The sequence below is a fragment of the Pseudoroseomonas cervicalis ATCC 49957 genome, assembly GCF_000164635.1.
Lineage (GTDB): Bacteria > Pseudomonadota > Alphaproteobacteria > Acetobacterales > Acetobacteraceae > Pseudoroseomonas > Pseudoroseomonas cervicalis.
Genome location: NZ_GG770778.1, coordinates 711,649 through 715,240, shown reverse-complemented (window position 1 = coordinate 715,240; position 3,592 = coordinate 711,649). Strand labels below are relative to the sequence as shown.

3 protein-coding genes and 1 other RNA gene are annotated in these 3,592 nt (G+C 71.2%); 3 read left to right on the top strand and 1 reads right to left on the bottom strand.

Features of this window, described 5'->3' with window-relative positions:
- Positions 1-279 precede the first annotated feature (279 nt).
- Positions 280-1,218, bottom strand: a complete 939-nt coding sequence (thyX, locus tag HMPREF0731_RS10330; RefSeq protein ID WP_007004053.1) for an FAD-dependent thymidylate synthase — start codon at positions 1,216-1,218, stop codon at positions 280-282.
- 291 nt (positions 1,219-1,509) lie between these two features.
- Between thyX and HMPREF0731_RS10325 the strand changes: the two genes are divergently transcribed.
- The 3 genes from HMPREF0731_RS10325 to HMPREF0731_RS10320 all read left to right on the top strand — a co-directional run.
- Positions 1,510-2,589, top strand: coding sequence for a glycerol dehydrogenase (locus tag HMPREF0731_RS10325; RefSeq protein ID WP_007004052.1), 1,080 nt, complete (start codon positions 1,510-1,512; stop codon positions 2,587-2,589).
- 137 nt (positions 2,590-2,726) lie between these two features.
- Positions 2,727-3,038, top strand: a transfer-messenger RNA (tmRNA) gene (gene ssrA, locus HMPREF0731_RS23700).
- Between the two features lie 110 nt (positions 3,039-3,148).
- On the top strand, positions 3,149-3,592 hold a 444-nt coding region (locus HMPREF0731_RS10320; protein ID WP_007004051.1), incomplete at its 3' end, for an SspB family protein.

The window sequence follows — 3,592 nt, the reverse complement described above, 5'->3', positions numbered from 1 at the left end:
GCCGGGCGCGGCGCCGTGGCGCGGCCGAGGGCGAAGCCCCCCACCCCCACCAGCAGCAGCAGCGCGCCCAGATCGCCCACGAAGGCCACGGCCAGCGGGATTCCGATCAGCAGCACCGCCACACAGATGAGCACGGCCAGCCAGCGGCGCCAGGGGAAATCGCGCAACGCCGCGCGCCAGGCGAAGCGGCGCCTGGGGGATGCGCCACGCGGGGCCTTCACCGTGCGGCGCGGCGCCGTGGAACCGGGTCCGGGGCGCGGCGGGGCGGCCATGGCCGCCTCAGGCGGGACGGCCGAGCTGCTCCATCAGCTCGCGCCATTCCCGCTTCGACAGGCCGCTGCCCTCCTGCGCCACCGCCTCGCCGGCCAGCAGGCGCTTCACCACGCCGAGCATCTGCGCCGACAGCGTGACGGCACCCAGCCGGTAGTCGCGGAACGCCTCGGCCACCGCCGGCACCCAGGCCTCCAGCACGCCCAGCATCGCCTCGGCATAGACGCGGATCTCGTACTGGGCGTGCGGGTCGGCGCGCAGCCGCAGGAAGTGCAGCAGGTTGTGCAGGTCGGTCTTCCAGTACCACTGGGTGTAGGCGTTCAGCGTCAGGTTCATGCGCGCCAGCTCGCGCGCCAGCCCCTGCCGGGCGGGGTCGATGGTGTTGCCCGCCTCGTCCAGGTTCATCATCGCCTGGTAGTGGTCGTAATTGCGCATCGCGTCCTGGCGCAGCAGCGCCAGCACCTCGGCCGCCTCGGCGCCTTCCAGCACCTCGCCGCGGCCCTGCCGGTTCACCGCCGATTGCGCCGCCAGATGCTGCGGCGCCGGCAGGTAGAACTCCCGGTCCATGATGGAATAGCGCGCCGAATACTCGTTCACGTTCGCCGTGCGGTGGCGGATCCATTGCCGCGCCACGAAGATCGGCAGCTTCACATGGAACTTGATCTCGCACATCTCGAAGGGCGTCGAGTGCCAGTGCCGCATCAGGTAGCGGATCAGCCCGCGATCCTCGTTCGCCGCGCGCGTGCCGCGGCCATAGGAGACGCGCGCCGCCTGCACCACCGCCGCGTCATCGCCCATGTAGTCCACCACCCGGACGAAGCCGTGGTCGAGCACCGGCAGCGGCTCGAACAGCATTTTTTCCAGGGCCGGCACGGTGGGGCGGCGGGTCTCCGCCCGCGCCGCCTGCGCTTCCGAAAGTTCCTGACGCTGCGCGGCGGTGAGGTCCATGCTTCACATCCCAGGCGTGCCGGTCGCCAGGCCGGCCGGGCGGCCGGCCCGGGGGGCGGGTCGATCGATTGGCGGGCACCGCCAGGGCGCCCTCCAGGGCGCAGGGTCTAGCCCGCCCGCCCCGCTTCGGCCAGCGACGTTTCTCGCCCCGCGACCCGCGCCGGGCCGTCCGGCACGGGGCACGGCATCGCGATATCGTGATTACATTCCGTCCATCTTCTTGCCCTGAATCAACGCCGGAGGCCGCCCGGCACCCCATCCTCTCCCCCGAATCCGAAGGGAGAACCCGCCATGGTCACCACCAGCATCTTCCCCGGCCGCTACGTCCAGGGCGCCGGCGCCCTCGACCTGCTGGGCGAGGAAGCCGCCCGCCTCGGCCGCAAGCCGCTCGCCCTCGTGGACAAATCGGTCGCCGCACTGGTCTCGGGCGCGCTGCACGCCAAGGATGGCGCGCCCTTCGATCAGCAGGAATTCGGCGGCGAATGCTCCGAGCCGGAAATCGCCCGGCTGGAAGCCATCGCCCGGGAGAAAGCCAGCGACCTGGTCATCGGCATCGGCGGCGGCAAGGCGCTGGACACCGCCAAGGCCCTGGCCCACGCGCTGGGCGCGCCGGTGATCATCGTGCCGACCCTGGCCTCGACCGACGCGCCTTGCAGCGCCCTCTCGGTCATCTACACGCCGGAAGGCGCCTTCCACCGCTACCTCTTCCTGCCGCAGAACCCACAGGTGGTGCTGGTGGACAGCGCGCTGATCGCCCGCGCCCCGGCGCGATTCCTGGTGGCCGGCATGGGCGACGCCCTCTCCACCTGGTTCGAGGCGGAGGATTGCCGCATCAAGGGCGCCGGCAACATGACCGGCCGGCCCGGCAACGCCACCGCCTATGCCCTGGCCCGGCTCTGCTACGACACGCTGCTGGAATATGGCGAACAGGCGCTGCGCGCCTGCGAGCGCCAGGTCGTCACCCCGGCGTTGGAGCGCATCATCGAGGCCAACACCCTGCTCTCCGGCCTCGGCTTCGAAAGCGGCGGACTCTCGGCGGCGCACGCCATCCACAACGGGCTGACCCGGCTGCACGGCACCCACAGCTATTGGCACGGGGAGAAGGTCGCCATCGGCACCCAGGCCCTGGCCATCCTGGGCGGCCGCCCGCCGGCGCTGATCGAGGAGATCTATGACTTCTCCGCCCGCATCGGCCTGCCCACCACCCTGGCCGGGATCGGCCTGGAGGACGCCAGCGACGCCGAGTTGCTGCAAGCCGCCGAAGCCGCCTGCGCCCCAGGCGAGACCATCCACAACGCCCCCTACCCCGTCTCGCCCCAGGCCGTGCTGGCGGCGCTGCGGGCGGGTGACGCCATCGGGCGCGGCCTCTGAAGGACTTGGGGGAGGCTCCGCCTCCCCCAAACCGGGACCTGGACTTGGGGGAGGCTCCGCCTCCCCCAAACCCCCGCCGCCGGGGGGACAGGGTCCCCCCGGACCCCGCCATCAGGGGCAAAAAATCACCGGGCGCGGGCCTCGATTTCCACAGCCGGGCAGCCTATATCGGGAGCGTCGTCCTCGGACGACTATGGCGATAAACGGTACGTGGAATAAGCGTTGCGGACCCGGGGGCAGTACCCGGCGTCTCCACCATGCCCCTCGGGGCGCTGTGGGGACGACACAGGCTCGACGCGCGCGGTAAAGACGTATCTTTTGCCCGGCATTGTACCGCCGTTATCGGGCTAAATCACAAGTGCCAACGATAACAGCCGCGAGGCTGTGGCGCTCGCTGCCTAATAGGTAAGCGCGGTCCGGGGGGAACCGGGCAACAGAATCCCCCCACTCGCCGCTTTTCCGCCTCCACGCCCCGCATAATGGCCCCCCGCCCCTTTCCGCCCTGGGGGAGCTTCTGTAATGGGGCTCCACTTTGCTGGCGTCTGCCGGGGTATGCTGCATGACGGATGAAACCAGGCAGGCCGAGAGCCTGCTTCCCTACGACCGCTGGACCGAGGACGCCATGCGCGAGGTCGCGCTGCGCGCCCTCGAGCACGCGGGCGAGCACGGCCTGCCGGGCGAGCACCATTTCTACCTCACCTTCCGCACCGACCGCCCGGGCATCGCCATCCCGAGCCACCTCAAGGCCCGCTACCCGGAGGAGATGACCATCGTCCTCCAGCACCAGTTCTGGGACCTGAAGGTGGACCGGCAGGCCGGGCTGGTCAGCGCCGGCCTCTCCTTCGGCGGCGTGCCCGCGACGCTGGTCATCCCCATCGCCGCCATCACCGCCTTCTGGGACCCGCATGTCCGCGTGGGCCTGCGCTTCCCCTCGGCCGAGCAGGCGGCCGCCGAGCAGGCCGACGCCGCGGCCACCCCGCCCCCGGCGCCGATGGCCGAGCAG

Bases quoted from the DNA above. Each gene is read 5' to 3' on its own strand.
- thyX (WP_007004053.1), bottom strand. From the start codon at position 1,218: ATGGACCTCACCGCCGCGCAGCGTCAGGAACTTTCGGAAGCGCAGGCG.
- HMPREF0731_RS10325 (WP_007004052.1), top strand. From the start codon at position 1,510: ATGGTCACCACCAGCATCTTCCCCGGCCGCTACGTCCAGGGCGCCGGC.